Consider the following 15,101-nt stretch of genomic DNA (forward strand, 5'->3'; position numbering starts at 1 on the left):
CGGGGTCAGGCTTGCAGGGGCCAGCGGCCCAGCGCCCTATATGGCAGGCTTTGGCCGATCTGGCTGTGTAGCAGCACGAGCTCGCGCACCGTCCATGCGACCGGCGCCACCCGTTGCGGTGGCGCGGTGACGTCGTCGTACAGCAGCGTGATGTGCGGCGTGTAGCTCGGCGGATTGCCGGGCAGGCCGGCCTTTAACATCGCCGTCGCCAGCGATTTGTATAGCGCGCTGACGCCGATCACGCCGTCGTCGCCGACCAGCACGAACGGTCGGTTGCGCGCGCGGTTGACGAAGGTTTGCGCCGTGTCGAAGCTGGCGACGAATGGCGCGGTGACGGCGGCCACCGAGGCCGCGGCCTGCATCGCCAGCGTCACCTTCGCGTGCGGCATGCCGGGAAAGTCGCCCAGGTTGCATAAGGTGGCGTGCAGTTTCGCTTCGGCGATCGGACGGCCGCGCATGCCGTGCTGCGCCTTCAATGCCGGCGTCAAGGCGCCGATGCCGGCGATGGCGCCGGCGTCCGGCACGATCGCGAAGAAGATGCGGTCGGTGAGCTTCGGCGGCGGTTCCAGGTCGTCGCCGAACAGGCTTTGCTGGTCCATCATTTCACCCGCTGCTTTTCAAGCTTGCGCGCCAGCGTGCGGCGGTGCATGCCGAGCCGGCGCGCGGCTTCGGAGATGTTGAAGTCGGTCTCCGCGAGCACCGCGTGGATATGTTCCCATTCCAGCGTCTTGATCGACGTCGTGCGGTTGGTCACATCCAGTTCCTCCGCGCCGGCCACATGCTCGAACGCCGCCTCGATGTCGTCGGTGTTCGATGGCTTGGCCAGGTACTGGCAGGCGCCCAGCTTGATCGCTTCGACCGCCGTGTTGATGCTGGCGAAGCCGGTCAGCACCACGATCAGCATTTCCGGGTCGTGCTGGTGCAGCATCTGCACGCAAGCCAGCCCGGACGAATTGCCCTTCAGTTTCAGGTCCACCACGGCGTAGCCGGGCGAGTGATCGACCAGCGCCGCGCTGGCTTCGTCGACGTTCTCGGCCAGCAGTACCTTGTAGCCGCGCCGCTCGAACGAACGCCCCAATGTACGGGCGAAGGCCGCATCATCCTCGACCAGCAGCAGTACCCGTTCTTCTTCAATAGTCATGTCGGTTGATGTTCCGGTTTGATTTCAATGGCCGACAGCGGCAGCGTCAGGCGCACCATCGCCCCGCCCTGCGCCAGGTTGCTGGCGGTGACGGCGCCGCCCAAGGTGCGCGCGACGTTCACCACCAGGAACAGCCCGAGGCCGCCGCCCGGCCGCCCCTTGCTGGAGTTGTACGGTGTGCCGAACTGCGCCAGCATCGCCGGCGCGAAGCCGGCGCCGGCGTCGGTCACCTGCAGCACCAGTTCGCCGGCGCCGACGCTGGCTTCCATGCGCAGCCATTGCGGCGAGGCTTCCAGCGCATTATCCAGCACATTGCAGATCATTTGCTTCAGCGTCGAATCGGACACCACCGGATGGTCCGGCGCAATCCTGTTCTCGAACTCGAATTGCACCACCGGCCGGCCGACCCGCCATTCCGCCACCACTTCTTCGAGGAAGGTGTTGATGGTGGTGGCCGCCGACGATTCGCCGCGCGTTTCGCCGGCCGACAGCAAGATGCCGCTGACGATGGATTTGCAGCGCTGGAGCTGCGTCTGCATCTCGGCGATTTCCTCCAGCAGTACCGGGTTGCCTTTGAATTCGGACATGTGCTTCCAGTCGCCGAGGATGACCGCCAGCGTGGCCAGCGGCGTGCCCAGTTCGTGCGCCGCGCCGGACGCCAGAAGGCCCATGCGGACGATGTGCTCCTCCTCGGCGGCGCGCTGGCGCAGGTCGGCCAGCTTGGCTGCGCTGCTGCGCATATTGTCGGTGATGCGGCTGATGAACACGACCAGCAGCGCGGCGTCCAGGATGAAGCACACCAGCATGCCCTGTACGTACAGGCTGAAGATGCCGAGCGAGTGATCCTGCGGCAAGGCCAGCGGCTCGGAGAACAACGCCAGTCCGGCGATGCAGGCGCCGGTGACGATGACGATGGTCCAGGTCGACCAACGTTCCAGCAGCACCGCGCCCAGGATCACGTGCAGCAGGAAGAGGAAGACGAAGGGATTGGTGGCGCCCCCGCTCAGGTAGAGCTGCACCGTGAGGCTGGCCACGTCCACCGTCAGCGCCAGCAGCAGCTCGCTGTTGGAGACGACCTGGTTTTCCTGCCAGCGCAAGGTGCTGGCGATATTGAAGGCGATCAGGCAGGCCAGCACGTTGAGCATGGCCGGCAGCGGCAGCTCGACGCCCAGCAGCACCGAGGCGCCGGCGATGGTGGTGATCTGCCCGATCACGGCGATCCAGCGCAGCTGGATCAGCTGCTGCATGTTCTTGTGGCCGGCGGCGTGGGTGATGGTGTTGGCGGAGGCGTTCACCGCCGCCAACGGTTCGACGACCGGCATGCCGGGACGGCCGCGATCGTAGGGGTTCTCGTTTTTCCTCGCCATTGTCGCTTTCCAGGTCAGTGCGGCCGCCCTTTGCGCGCATCGCGGACGACCCAAACAGTCGCGCCGGCCACCATCAGCGCCAGTGCGAACCAGGTGAGAGCATAAACCAAATGGTTGTTGACGAAGGAAATAACCGTCAATCCGCCGACCGGCTGCACGCCGGCGACCGGCCCTGCGGCCCGCGCCGATGCGGCATCGGCGTCGACGAAGTACGGCGCGACCGCCGGCAGGCCGCGCGCCCTGGCGATGGCCTGCACGTCGCGCGTGTACCAGTAGTTGCGCGCCGGTTCGTTGGCGCGCAGGCGCCCCGCCACTTCGCTCAGGCGCATCAGGCCCCTGACGGCGGCCGGCGCCTCACCTGCGGCGCGCGGCGCCGCGCCGGCATCGGCAGCGGCCGCGGGCGGCGCCGCCTGCGGCGACCAGCCGCCGGAACCGGCCGGCACGAAGCCGCGGTTGACCATGACGACAGTACCGTCGGCCGCGCACAGCGGCGTCAGCACCCAGTAGCCGATGCCGCGCTCCAGCGAGGCCAGCACCTGCGTCGACGCGCCGTGCAGATACCAGCCGCTCAGTTGCACCGGACGGTAGTCGTCCGCATCCGCATTCAGCTGCGGCCATTGCGCCGGGCCCGGCGCGGGCGCGGCGGCGCCATGCACGCGCTGGTCCACGCGCTCGATCAGCGCCAGCTTCCATTGCAAACGATAGATTTGCCAGGTTCCCAAAGCAAAAAACCCTGCAAACATCAGTCCGGCCGCAATGGCCAGACTGACGCGCAGGGCGCGGGAACGTTGGCGCGATGCGCCTGTCGTCATTGCATGTCTTGCATGTTGTGCACGTCGGTGCCCATGGACGGCATCATGTTGACGTTCATGTGGTACATGACCCAGATCGAACCGGCCAGCACGATGACCAGCAGCACCAGCGTGAACATGGTGGCCAGCAGCGACCAGCCGCCTTCGGCCTTGCCGTTCATGTGCAGGAAGTAGACCATGTGCACGACAACCTGCACCGCCGCGAAGGCCAGGATGACCGCCGCCGTGGTGCTGGACTTGTCGAAGACCTTGGCCATGACCAGCCAGAACGGAATCGCGGTCAGGATCACGGACAGCACGAAGCCGATGGCGTAGTCCTTCAGGCTGCCGTGGTGGCCTTCATCCTCATGGCCGTGGCCATGGTCGTCGTGGCCGTGGTGGTCGTGATTATGTGGCGCGCTCATGGCAGGACTCCCATCAGGTAAACAAAGGTAAAGACACCGATCCAGATCACGTCCAGGAAGTGCCAGAACATCGACAGGCACATCAGGCGGCGTTTGTTTTCGGCGGTCAGGCCGTGCTTGCCAACCTGGAACATCAGCGTCACCAGCCAGATCGAACCGAAGGTCACGTGCAGACCGTGGGTACCGACCAGGGCGAAGAACGAGGTCAGGAAGGCGCTGCGCTGGGGACCGGCGCCTTCGTGGATCAGGTGCATGAACTCCTGGATTTCCAGCGTCAGGAACGCCAGGCCGAACAGGCCGGTGATGCCGAGCCAGATCAGGGTCGCCTTCACGTTCTTGCGCTGCGACGCGATCATCGCGAAGCCGTAGGTGATCGACGACAGCAGCAGGAACGCGGTGTTCAGCGCGATCGTCGGCAGGTCGAACAGTTCCGCGCCGGACGGGCCGCCGGCGTAGTTGCGGCCCAGCACGGCGTAAGCGGCGAACAGGCCGGCGAACAGCAGGCAGTCGCTCATCAGGTAGAGCCAGAAGCCCAGCAGCGTGCCGTTTTCCGGGTGGTGGTCGCGCACGTAGTAGCGTGCGCTTGGGTCGGCGCTCACGGCGCCGTTAGCGATAGTTTCAGACATGGCTTTCCAGCAAACGGGTATGCGCTTCTTCGGTACGGACAACTTCGTCCGCAGGGATGTAGTAATCGCGCTTGTAGTTAAAGGTATGCGTGATGATGGCGGCCAACATGGCGATGAACGCCGCCGCTGCCGGCAGCCACATCTGCCAGATCATGGCGAAGCCCAGCACGAAGGACAGCGCCGAGATGATGAAGCCGGCAGCCGTGTTCTTCGGCATGTGTATCGACACGAAACCGCTGGTCGGACGCTGGTAGTTGTTTTCCTTCATGTCGGCCCAGCTGTCGCTCTCGTGCACCACCGGGGTGAAGGCGAAGTTGTAGTCCGGCGGTGGCGACGAGGTGGCCCACTCCAGCGTGCGGCCGCCCCATGGGTCGCCGGTGACGTCGCGCAGCTTCTCGCGGTTCTTCCAGCTGACGTAGAACTGCACCAGCATCGCGCCGATGCCGGCGGCGATGATCAGCGCGCCGATGGCGGCGATCACGAACCATTTTTGCAGCGATGGATCGTCGAAGTGGTTCAGGCGGCGCGTCACGCCCATGAAGCCCATGATGTACAGCGGGGTGAAGGCGACCCAGAAGCCGACCAGCCAGCACCAGAACGAGACCTTGCCCCAGAACTCGTCCAGCTTGAAGCCGAAGGCTTTCGGGAACCAGTAGTTCAGGCCGGCGAAGCAGCCGAACACCACGCCGCCGATGATCACGTTGTGGAAATGGGCGATCAGGAACAGCGAGTTGTGCAGCACGAAGTCGGCCGGTGGAACGGCCAGCATCACGCCGGTCATGCCGCCGATGGTGAAGGTCAGCATGAAGCCGACGGTCCACAGCATCGGCACGTCGAAGCGCACGCGGCCCTTGTACATGGTGAACAGCCAGTTGAAGATCTTCGCGCCGGTCGGGATCGAGATGATCATCGTGGTGATGCCGAAGAAGGAGTTGACGCTGGCCCCGGAACCCATGGTGAAGAAGTGGTGCAGCCATACCAGGTAGGACAGCACGGTGATCACGACGGTCGCATACACCATCGAGGTGTAGCCGAACAGGCGCTTGGCCGAGAAGGTCGAGACGATCTCCGAGAACACGCCGAACACCGGCAGGATCAGGATGTAGACCTCGGGGTGGCCCCAGATCCAGATCAGGTTGACGTACAACATCGGGTTGCCGCCGAGGTCGTTGGTGAAGAAGTTGGTGCCGACCATGCGGTCCAGCGACAGCATCGCCAGGGTGACGGTCAGGATCGGGAAGGTGGCGACGATCAGCGCGTTGGTGCACAGCGCGGTCCAGGTGAAGACCGGCATTTTCATCAGGCTCATGCCCGGCGCGCGCATCTTGACGATGGTGGCGATCAGGTTGACGCCCGATAGCGTGGTCCCCACACCGGCCACCTGCAGCGACCAGATATAGTAGTCGACCCCGACATCCGGGCTGGCCTCGATGCCCGACAGCGGCGGGAACGCCAGCCAGCCGGTGCGGCCGAATTCGCCGACGAACAGCGACACCATGGTCAGCATGGCGCCGAAGGTGGTCATCCAGAACGAGAAGTTGTTCAGGAACGGGAACGAGACGTCGCGCGCGCCGATCTGCAGCGGCACCACGTAGTTCATCAGGCCGGTCACCAGCGGCATCGCCACGAAGAAGATCATGATCGTGCCGTGGGCCGTGAAGACCTGGTCGTAGTGGTGCGGCGGCAGGAAGCCGGCCGAATCGCCGAAGGCCAGCGCCTGCTGGGCGCGCATCATCAGGGCGTCGGCGAAGCCGCGCAGCAGCATGACGATCGCCAGCACCATGTACATGATGCCGATCTTCTTGTGGTCGATGGAGGTGATCCAGTCGCGCCACAGCGGGCCCCACAGGCGGAATTTGAACATGATGGCCAGCAGCGCGAGGCCGCCGATCACCACCATGGCGAAGGTGCCGATCAGGATGGGCTCGTGGTATGGAATTGCTTCCAGCGACAGCCGCCCAAAGATCAGTTTGGTCAGGTTGAGATCAGACATGGTCATTCTTTACGGATAGGTTGAGCGGTAGCGGCGACGTCGGTTTCGCAAACGTCTTTCGGCAGGTTCTTGATGGCTGCCGCTGCCTCGATGCGCTTGGTGTCCTGGTGCATCATGGTGTTGATGCAGACCGAGCCTTCGGCCACGCAACGGTTCAGGATCAAGTCGTACAGGCCTTTATCGACGCTGCCGAAGTGCATGATCGGGTGCTTGATGCTCGGCTTGTTCAGCTCGCTGAAGCCGGTGCGGGTCAAGGCGCCGCCGGCGCGGGTCTTGGCCACCCAGGCGTCGAAGTCGCCCTGGTTCACGCCGTGGTACTTGAAGCGCATGTCCGAGAAGCCGGCGCCGCTGTAGTTCGACGAGAAGCCGTCGTACACGCCTACCTTGTTCATTACCGCGTTCAGCTGCGTTTCCATGCCTGGCATGGTGTAGACCATGCCGGCCAGCGCGGGGATGTAGAAGGCGTTCATCACGCTCGACGACGTCATGTGGAAGCGCACCGGCACGTCGATCGGGGTCACCAGCTCGTTGACGGTGGCGATGCCCTGCTCCGGATAGATGAACATCCATTTCCAATCCATCGCCACCACCTGGATTTCCAGCGGCTTGACGCCGGCGGCGATCGGGCGGTTCTCGTCCAGGCGGCTCAGCGGACGGTAAGGATCGAGCAAGTGGGTGTAGATCCAGGTGATCAGGCCGAGCACGATGACGATCAGCAGCGGTGCGCCCCAGATCAGCAGTTCGAGCTTGGTGGAGTGATCCCAGTTCGGCTTGTATTCGGCGGAAGTATTGGACTTCCGATAACGCCAGGCGAACAGACAGATCAAAATCATGACGGGTACGATAATCAACAGCATCAGCAGAGTTGACACAACAACAAGGTGCGCCTGCTGGGCAGCGATATCTCCGGACGGGTTCAGCACGACCGTGTTGCAGCCGGTAAGCCACAACAACGGTGCGAGGAGCAGTCCACGACGAGCGATAGGAGGAATCATGCGGTAATGTACGTTACAGAATATGGATAACATGCTACTGTACCTATTACGAACTGCTCCTGCCATTGGACACTTTGTCCTACCCGGCTGGGACGGTATCGTGATAACAATTAATTAACACGAGACAAGAGACTATGGCTAACACGACTTCTATGAGCGGCGTCCAGGCTGGCGTCCACGAACATCATCAAACGAGCCCAGGCGCGCGCAACATCAACGCCAGGGACGGGCATATCTCTCCCGGGGAAATAGCAATCGGCGTGGTCATCGGGCGCGCCTCCGAGTATTTCGACTTCTTCGTCTACGCCATCGCCTCGGCGCTGGTATTCCCCTCCGTGTTCTTCCCGTACGAGAGCCGCCTCGACGGAACACTATACGCTTTTGCGATTTTCGCGCTTGCATTTATTGCACGACCGATAGGCACTGTCGCTTTTATGGCAGTCCAGCACCATTTCACGCGGGAAGCCAAGCTGACACTGGCTTTGCTCATCATGGGCGTGTCCACCGCCGGCATCGCCTTCCTGCCCGACTACGCCACGCTGGGGCCCACCGCGATCGTCATCCTGGCGCTGTTGCGCATCGGGCAAGGCATCGCCCAGGGCGGCTCGTGGGACGGCCTGCCGTCGCTGCTGGCGCTCAACGCGCCCGAGCACAAGCGCGGCTGGTACGCGATGCTGGGGCAGTTGGGCGCGCCGATCGGCTTCATGATCGCCGCCGGCCTGTTCGCCTACATGCTGACCAACCTCAGCTCGCTGGACTTCCTCGACTGGGGCTGGCGCTATCCGTTCTACGTGGCCTTCGCGATCAACGTGGTGGCGCTGTTCGCCCGCTTGCGCCTGGTGACCACGCACGAATACTCGCACCTGCTGGATGAACACCAGCTCGATCCGGTCAGCGTGGTCGAACTGATGCGCTCCCAGGGCCGCAACGTGCTGATCGGCGCGCTGGCCGCGCTGGCCAGCTACGCGCTGTTCCACCTGGTGACGGTGTTCCCGCTGTCGTGGATCAGCCTGTATTCGCCGCGCTCCATCGCCGGCTTCCTGCAGGTGCAGATGGTGGGCGTGACGCTGATGGCGATCTGCGTCATCATCTCCGGCCTGATCGCCGACAGGATCGGCCGCCGCCGCACGCTGGGCAGCCTGGCGATCCTGATCGCCGCCTTCAGCGCCTTCGTGCCGATGCTGATCAACGGCGGTGAAAACGGCCAGGATGCCTTCATCCTGCTGGGCTTCTCGCTGCTGGGGCTGTCGTACGGCCAGGCCGCCGGCGCCGTGACGGCGCAATTCGAGCAGCGCTTCCGCTACACCGGCGCCGCGCTGACCTCGGATCTGGCATGGCTGGTCGGCGCGGGCTTCGCGCCGCTGGTCGCGCTCGGCGTATCGGCCCGCTTCGGCCTGGCGTATGCCGGCCTGTACCTGCTGTCCGGCGCGCTGTGCTCGCTGGCGGCGCTGAGCCTGAACCGTCGCTTGGAAATCCGCGACTAACATCCTATAGCTGTTGCCTCAAAACGCCCGGCCGCACCGCCGGCCGGGCGCTCCTCCTCTTGCGAGTACATCCCATGAAAGTATGCATCGTCGGCGCCGGCGCCATCGGCGGCTTTATCGGCACGCGGCTTGCCGCCGCCAAGGCTTGCGAACTGAGCGTATTGGCGCGCGGCGCCACGCTGGCCGCGTTGCGCGGCCACGGCTGGCGGCTGGAGCAAGGCGGCGTGCTGAGCACGGCGCCGGCCCGCGCCAGCGACAACGCGGCCGAACTGGGCCCGCAGGACGTGCTCATCATCGCGGTCAAGGGCCAGGCGCTGGCCGCCGTGGCGCAACAGATCGCGCCGCTGATCGGACCGGACACCCTCATCCTGCCGGCCATGAACGGCGTGCCGTGGTGGTTCGGCCAGGGCGTGGCGGCGATCGGCGACGCACCGCTGGCCAGCGTCGATCCGGGCGGGCTCATCGCGGCGGCGCTGCCATATCGGCAGGTGCTGGGTTGCGTGGTCCACGCCAGCACCTCGACGCCGGAGCCGGGCCTGGTTGCCCACAAAATGGGCAACGGCCTGATCATCGGCGAACCGGCCGGCGGCGACTCGGCGCGCGCGCAACAGCTGGGCGCCCTGCTGCGCGCCGGCGGCTTCGACGTGACCGTTTCCGCCAATGTGCGCTACGACATCTGGTACAAATTGTGGGGCAATATGACACTGAACCCGGTGTCGGCGATCACCGGCGCCACCGCCGACCGCATCCTGGACGACCAGCTGGTGGCCGAATTCTGCCGCGCCGCGATGCGCGAGGCCGCCGTCATCGGCGAGCGCATCGATTGCCGCATCGCCGAAACGCCCGAGCAGCGCCACCTGGTGACGCGCAAACTGGGCGCGTTCAAGAGCTCGATGCTGCAGGACGCCGAAGCCGGCCGCATGCTGGAGCTCGACGCACTGGTCGCCGCCGTGCGCGAAATCGGCCAGCGCCTGCAACTGGCGACGCCGCATATCGACGCCCTGCTCGGCCTGACGCGGCTGTTCGGCCGCGTGCGCGGACTCTATCCGGAATCCTGATCGTCCTTCTGCCAGTCGATGCGGCTGAACGCGTAGAACCAGGCCGGCGCCACGAGCAGCAGCATGAAGAGCACCCAATATTGCGAGCGCAGCTCCGCCGGCGTGGTCAACGCCAGGTAGGCGCGCTGCGGATTGCCGCGCAGCGTGTACACCGTCACCGGATCGCCGGCAGCCAGATCCTTGGGCAGCTTGCCGGTCATTGCCTTCACATTGCTGGCCACGCAGAGGTCGCAGGCTGGCGACAATACGTCCCCCGCATAGCCGTGTTCGCCGACGCGATAGCGGTAGAAGACCTGATAGACAAAATAATTCGGCCCGTCGCCGCCGCCCGACACCACGCTGCGCTCCACCCGCAGCACGCTGCCCTCGCCGCGCTCGTACTCGGATTCCGCCACCAGCATGGTGCGCAGATGGCCGACCTCGCGCACACCGCAGGCAAAGCTGGCGATCGCCAGGAATAGAAAGATTCCATTGGGAAATATTCTCATGCATCCGTTTATACATCAGAAACGATGCGTTTTCCTCAAGACGTTGCGCAAATGCGTCACTCGGGCAAGACGGCGGGCTGCGCCGCGCTCCATCGGCGCTGACTCCATGCGCCATGCGTTTGGCCTCCCAAGCCAGTGCAAAGTCGCTAGTCACCCGGCGGTTTCGCTCTAAGATCGGATCATTGTTGTTATGACACCGTTTCGAGAGTCCTATGAAACCAGCATTGAATGTGCAAGCGGCGCTGTCGGGCAAGCGCGTCCTGATTACCGGCAGTACCGGCTTCCTCGCCAAGGTGGTGCTGGAAAAGCTGATACGCAGCGTGCCGGACATCGGCGGCATCGTGCTGCTGATACGCGGCGGCGCCAACGGCGCCGATGCGCGCGAGCGCTTCGAGTGCGACATCGCCACCTCCTCCGTGTTCGACCGCCTGCGCGCCGAGCGGCCCGACTACCTGGCCGCCTTCTTCGCCGACAGGATAGAATGCGTGACCGGCGAAGTGACGACGGCCGGCTTCGGCCTGCCGATCGCCGCCTTCAACGCGCTGGCGCGGCGCGTCGATGCGGTGATCAACGCCGCCGCCAGCGTCAACTTCCGCGAGGCGCTGGACGAGGCGCTGGCGATCAACACGCTCAGCGTGCGCAACATCACCGAGCTGGCGCGTGCGGCCAATGCGCCGTTGATCCAGGTCTCGACCTGCTACGTCAACGGCTACAACCGCGGCGCCATGCACGAGCAAAACGTCACGCCGGCACGCGCCACCATCCCGCGCCACGCCAACGGACACTATGTTTTACAAGGCTTGCTCCAGCACCTGCAGCACCGCATCGCGCTGGTCAAGGCCGAGTGCGGCGACGCCGGCGAACTGGCGCGCCGCCTGACGGAACTGGGCATCGCCGAAGCCAACTACCACGGCTGGAACGACACCTATACCTTCACCAAGTGGATGGGCGAGCAGCTGGCGATGGCCGCCATGCGCGGCCGCGCGCTGACCATCGTGCGGCCGTCCATCATCGAGAGCACCCTGCAGGAACCGGCGCCGGGATGGATCGAAGGCGTCAAGGTGGCGGACGCGATCATCCTCGCCTACGCGCGCGGCAAGACCAGCTTCTTCCCGGCGCGGCCGAACGAAACGGTGGACATCATCCCGGCCGACCTGGTCGCCAACAGCATCGTGCTGGCCACCGCGGAAGCGCTGTCCGCGCCGCCCGCCGCGCGCATCTACCAGGCCTGCACCGGCTCGGCCAATCCGATCTCGCTGGGCCGCGTGATCGATCTGTTCCAGACCGAATCGCAGCGCAACTGGCGCCAGTACGAGCGCCTGTTCTACAACGAACCCAAGCACGGCTTCCGGGTTGTCAGCCGCCCCGCCTTCCTGCTGATGCTGCGCGCGATGCGCATCGGCGCCAGTGTGTGGAGCGGTGCCCGGCGCCTGCTGGGCGCCGGCGAATCGCCCAAGCTGGAAGCGCTGCGCACCACGCAACTGCTGGCGTTGACCTTCTCCTTCTACACGGCGCCGCGCTACGTCTTCCACAACGACTCCCTGATGGCATTGGCCGCGCGCTTCGGCAGCGAAGATCGCGCCTGCTTCAACGTCGACCCGACCGTGATCGATTGGCAGGATTACCTGTGCCGCGTCCACATGGCGGGGCTGAACCGCTACGCGCTGCGGCCACGCTCGCCCAAGCCGACCGATGCCGCCGCGATGACCCGCCGCGACTATGCGTGGTACCGCATGGACACCGGCACCAACCTGATGGTCATCAACAGTATCCTGCTGTTCGAAGGCGCCGTCGACATGGAGCGCCTGACCGCCACCATCGCCTACCGCCTGCCCAACTATCCGCGCTTCACGCAGAAGGTGGTGCACAAGCGCGGCCGCGCGCACTGGGTCGAGGACGAGCAGTTCGACATCAGCCGGCACATCAAGCTGGAACAGATGGACCACGACGTCAGCCGCGCGGAGCTGCAGGAGCACCTGACCCGCATCGCCCACCTGCCGCTGGAGCGCGACCAGCCCATGTGGCATATGACGGTGCTGGACCGGGTCAACGGCGGCCACGCCATCGTGTTCCGCGTCCACCACTGCATCACCGACGGCCTGGGACTGGTGCATGTGCTGAACCACCTCACCGACGACAACGGCCTGCACGGCAAGACGCCGTCCGCTGTCGGCCATCCGCACCGCGCGACGGTGGCGCACAACGCCGTGTGCTCGGCGGTGGCGCGCGGCGTGTCGCTGGCGAAGATCGGTTTCCACGTCGCCCGCCTGTCCGTGCTGTGGCCGGACGCGCACAGCCAGTTCAAGGCGACCATGACCGGCACCAAGCAGCTGGTGTGGCTGCCGCCGCTGGAGATGGACCGCGTGCGCGCCATGTCCAAGCGCATGGGCGTCACGCTCAACGATGTCTGGGTGGCGGCCGTCTCGGGCGCGCTGCGGCAGTACCTGGACGAACGGGGACAACGGCCCGACGGCCGCGCGCTGCGCGCCGCCGTCACCTTCAACCTGCGTGAAAAAGGCAACGCCTTCCAGCTCGGGAACGAGTTCGGCCTGGTGGCGGTGGAGCTGCCGACCAATGTCGACGACGCGCGCCTGCGGCTGCGCCAGTCAAGCGAGCGCATGACCGCCATCAAGCGCTCGCACCAGCCGCGCGCGACGATGGCCTTCCTGTCGATCGCCGGCTGCCTGCCGACGGCCCTGCAGCACTTCGCGCTGAACCTGTTCACCTCCAAGGGATCGGTGGTACTGACCAATATCGAAGGTCCGGGCAGCCGCCGCTACCTGGCCGGCTCGCGCCTGACGGACCTGATCTGCTGGGTGCCGCAGGCCGGCAAGCTAGGCGTGGGGCTGGCGTTCATCTCGTATGCCGGGCAAATCCAGTTGGCGCTGTTCGTCGACACCGACCTGGTGCCCAACCCGGACCGCCTGATGGCGCTGACCTACGACGCCTTCGAGGAACTGGAGCTGGCCACGGGCGGCGAAGCCCTCGCCGCCCCGCCCGCCGCGCTGGTCATCGACACGTCACATTGAGCGCGTACAGTACTCCTCAATCGAAAATGAGGAGTACTGCGTGAACTTGAACGAACAGGATCTGCTGGACCGCGTCCAGCGCGAGCTGACCGACAGCTACGACGAAGAACTGGAAATGGAGCTGGAAGACCGCGAGATCGATCCGGTCACCCGCGAAGTGGTCGTCACCGAACGCAGCGCCGAGGCCAAGGAGGCGCGCCGCCAGTACTTCCGCGAGCTGTTCCGCCTGCAGGCGGAGCTGGTCAAGCTGCAGGACTGGGTGGTCCATACCGGCCACAAGGTGGTGATCCTGTTTGAAGGCCGCGATGCCGCCGGCAAGGGCGGCGTGATCAAGCGCATCGTCCAGCGGCTGAATCCGCGCGTGTGCCGCGTGGCCGCGCTGCCGGCGCCGAACAACCGCGAACGCACCCAATGGTACTTCCAGCGCTACGTTTCGCACCTGCCGGCCGCCGGCGAGATCGTGCTGTTCGACCGCAGCTGGTACAACCGCGCAGGCGTCGAGCGCGTGATGGGCTTCTGCACCGACGAGCAGTACGAGGAATTCTTCCAGACCGTGCCGGAATTCGAGCGCATGCTGGCGCGCTCCGGCATCCAGCTGATCAAATACTGGTTCTCGATTTCGGACGAGGAGCAGAATGCGCGCTTCCTGGGCCGCATCCACGATCCGCTCAAGCAGTGGAAACTGAGCCCGATGGACCTGGAATCGCGCCGCCGCTGGGAGGAATACACCCGCGCCAAGGAGGTCATGCTGGAGCGTACCCATATTCCCGAGGCGCCTTGGTGGGTGGTGCAAGGCGTGGACAAGAAAAAGGCGCGCCTGAACTGCATCCACCATTTGCTGGAGCAGATGCCGTACGAGGAAGTCGAGCATCCGGTGATCCAGTTGCCGGAGCGCGAGTACCACGACGACTACGTGCGCCGCCCGGTGCCGTCCGAAATTATCGTTCCAGAGGTGTACTAGGCATGCTAAAGTCATAAGCTTGCAAAATCCTGAACACACAAGCTTATGAGCCTCGAAGACAGCATTCCCCTTGAAGCGGCGCCGCCGCGTCCCGGTTCCTCGCTGGCACCGGCGCGCTTGCTGGAGCTGCTGCTCACCCCGCGCACCTACTTCGCCAACCGCGCCTTCCTGCAGGACCAGCGCGCCGTGATGATTGCGGCCTATGTGGCCGGCGTCTCCGGCGCCATGGACCGCATCGACCAGAAAATGGTGCGCCTCGACCTGCGCGGCCAGACAGGGAACGCCGACACCTTCATCAACTGGGTAGCCGAATCCTGGCTGCACTATTGGACACTGGCGCTTGGCGTGGGCCTGGTCAGCGGCGCCTTCATCTGGCACCTCGGCGGCTGGTGGTTCAAGAAGCGCGTGCAGTGGTCCGGCGCGGCCGACGCCACGCCGCACGACGCGCGCCGTGTCAACATCCTGCAGCAGCTGGTGTTCACCGGGCCATCGCTGGTTTTGGGTGCGGTGCAGACGGTGGCTTATCAGAACTACAGCCAGGCGTGGGAGTCCGATCGCGTCACCGGCATGCTGATCGTCGCGATGCTGCTCTGGTCCTGCTGGACCGCGTACTGCGGCGTGACGGCAGTCTTCCCGGTCCAGAAAAGCAAGGCGCGCATCTGGTTCCTGATACTGCCCGCGATTTGCTACTTGATGATGCTTGGCATATTCGGCACTTTGTATGCGATGCTGGCCAAGTGACG

At 64.9% G+C, this 15,101-nt stretch carries 14 protein-coding genes; 5 read left to right on the forward strand and 9 right to left on the reverse strand.

Annotated features, from left to right (window positions below; translation table 11 throughout):
- Positions 1-5 precede the first annotated feature (5 nt).
- The 8 genes from ACEN9F_RS03575 to cyoA are packed head-to-tail and all read right to left on the reverse strand — an operon-like array spanning position 6 to position 7,338.
- The gene (locus tag ACEN9F_RS03575) at positions 6-602 is read right to left on the reverse strand and encodes a 2'-5' RNA ligase family protein (RefSeq protein WP_413417898.1); all 597 of its coding nucleotides are present in this window, start codon (positions 600-602) and stop codon (positions 6-8) included.
- Positions 599-1,141 (reverse strand): response regulator transcription factor, encoded by a 543-nt coding sequence (locus ACEN9F_RS03580; protein ID WP_413417900.1) that lies wholly within the window; start codon positions 1,139-1,141, stop codon positions 599-601. Before ACEN9F_RS03580 ends, ACEN9F_RS03575 begins: the two co-directional genes overlap by 4 nt.
- Positions 1,138-2,508 carry an ATP-binding protein gene (locus ACEN9F_RS03585; protein WP_413417902.1) on the reverse strand — a complete coding sequence of 457 codons (1,371 nt, stop codon included), beginning with the start codon at positions 2,506-2,508 and terminating at the stop codon, positions 1,138-1,140. Before ACEN9F_RS03585 ends, ACEN9F_RS03580 begins: the two co-directional genes overlap by 4 nt.
- A gap of 14 nt (positions 2,509-2,522) precedes the next feature.
- A complete protein-coding gene (locus ACEN9F_RS03590; RefSeq protein ID WP_413417904.1) occupies positions 2,523-3,320 on the reverse strand; it encodes an SURF1 family protein in 798 nt (265 codons plus the stop codon).
- A complete protein-coding gene (cyoD, locus tag ACEN9F_RS03595) occupies positions 3,317-3,724 on the reverse strand; it encodes a cytochrome o ubiquinol oxidase subunit IV (protein WP_413417906.1) in 408 nt (135 codons plus the stop codon). Before cyoD ends, ACEN9F_RS03590 begins: the two co-directional genes overlap by 4 nt.
- Positions 3,721-4,350, reverse strand: a complete 630-nt coding sequence (cyoC, locus tag ACEN9F_RS03600; RefSeq protein ID WP_413417908.1) for a cytochrome o ubiquinol oxidase subunit III — start codon at positions 4,348-4,350, stop codon at positions 3,721-3,723. Before cyoC ends, cyoD begins: the two co-directional genes overlap by 4 nt.
- A complete protein-coding gene (gene cyoB / locus ACEN9F_RS03605) occupies positions 4,343-6,343 on the reverse strand; it encodes a cytochrome o ubiquinol oxidase subunit I (RefSeq protein WP_413417910.1) in 2,001 nt (666 codons plus the stop codon). Before cyoB ends, cyoC begins: the two co-directional genes overlap by 8 nt.
- Positions 6,344-6,345: 2 nt before the next feature.
- Positions 6,346-7,338, reverse strand: coding sequence for a ubiquinol oxidase subunit II (gene cyoA / locus ACEN9F_RS03610; protein ID WP_413417912.1), 993 nt, complete (start codon positions 7,336-7,338; stop codon positions 6,346-6,348).
- 134 nt (positions 7,339-7,472) lie between these two features.
- Between cyoA and ACEN9F_RS03615 the strand changes: the two genes are divergently transcribed.
- A complete protein-coding gene (locus tag ACEN9F_RS03615; protein ID WP_413417914.1) occupies positions 7,473-8,822 on the forward strand; it encodes an MFS transporter in 1,350 nt (449 codons plus the stop codon).
- Between the two features lie 74 nt (positions 8,823-8,896).
- Positions 8,897-9,880, forward strand: coding sequence for a 2-dehydropantoate 2-reductase (locus tag ACEN9F_RS03620; protein WP_413417916.1), 984 nt, complete (start codon positions 8,897-8,899; stop codon positions 9,878-9,880).
- Here the strand turns inward: ACEN9F_RS03620 and ACEN9F_RS03625 are convergent.
- Complete coding sequence (locus ACEN9F_RS03625; RefSeq protein ID WP_413417918.1) at positions 9,865-10,368, reverse strand: DUF3592 domain-containing protein; 504 nt, start codon at positions 10,366-10,368, stop codon at positions 9,865-9,867. The genes ACEN9F_RS03620 and ACEN9F_RS03625 overlap by 16 nt on opposite strands.
- Positions 10,369-10,580: 212 nt before the next feature.
- Here ACEN9F_RS03625 and ACEN9F_RS03630 point away from each other — a divergent pair, with 212 nt between their 5' ends.
- The 3 genes from ACEN9F_RS03630 (at position 10,581) to ACEN9F_RS03640 (ending at position 15,099) form a co-directional block, all read left to right on the forward strand.
- Positions 10,581-13,397, forward strand: coding sequence for an SDR family oxidoreductase (locus ACEN9F_RS03630; protein WP_413417920.1), 2,817 nt, complete (start codon positions 10,581-10,583; stop codon positions 13,395-13,397).
- A 115-nt stretch (positions 13,398-13,512) separates the two neighbouring features.
- A complete protein-coding gene (ppk2, locus tag ACEN9F_RS03635; RefSeq protein WP_413426956.1) occupies positions 13,513-14,358 on the forward strand; it encodes a polyphosphate kinase 2 in 846 nt (281 codons plus the stop codon).
- Positions 14,359-14,403: 45 nt separating this feature from the next.
- A complete protein-coding gene (locus ACEN9F_RS03640) occupies positions 14,404-15,099 on the forward strand; it encodes a hypothetical protein (RefSeq protein ID WP_413417922.1) in 696 nt (231 codons plus the stop codon).
- Positions 15,100-15,101: the final 2 nt, after the last annotated feature.

The sequence above is a fragment of the Duganella sp. CT11-25 genome, from assembly GCF_047302815.1.
Taxonomy (GTDB): Bacteria; Pseudomonadota; Gammaproteobacteria; order Burkholderiales; family Burkholderiaceae_D; genus Rugamonas.